Annotated in this window: 1 pseudogene; it reads left to right on the top strand. The window is 46.5% G+C overall.

From position 1 onward, the window contains the following. Positions 1 to 15 precede the first annotated feature (15 nt). Positions 16 to 271 (top strand): annotated as a pseudogene (locus tag AAEY55_RS18345) (hypothetical protein); the annotation flags it as partial.

Here is a 271-nt window from a genome sequence, read left to right as displayed (position 1 = left end):
ATGCCTCCCCTCACTATGCTAGCCAAAAAAATCTGTTTAGCCATAATGACATTGGTGCTACTGACCACTGCAGGATGCGGCTTCAAACTCCAACGCAGTTACTCCATCCCTGCCGAATTGGCCGAATTGCATTTAAGCAGCAGCGATGAATACAGTGAGTTAACTCGCTTAGTTCGTGACAGATTACGGATCAACCGTATTAGCCTTGTCGATGCAGCAGAAAAAACACCGACGTTACGGTTAATTAACGACTCACTGGAACGTGCTACAC

The organism is Pseudoalteromonas sp. 120-MNA-CIBAN-0494, assembly GCF_040308885.1.
Lineage (GTDB): Bacteria > Pseudomonadota > Gammaproteobacteria > Enterobacterales > Alteromonadaceae > Pseudoalteromonas > Pseudoalteromonas nigrifaciens.
This window is presented reverse-complemented; position numbering and strand designations above follow the sequence as displayed.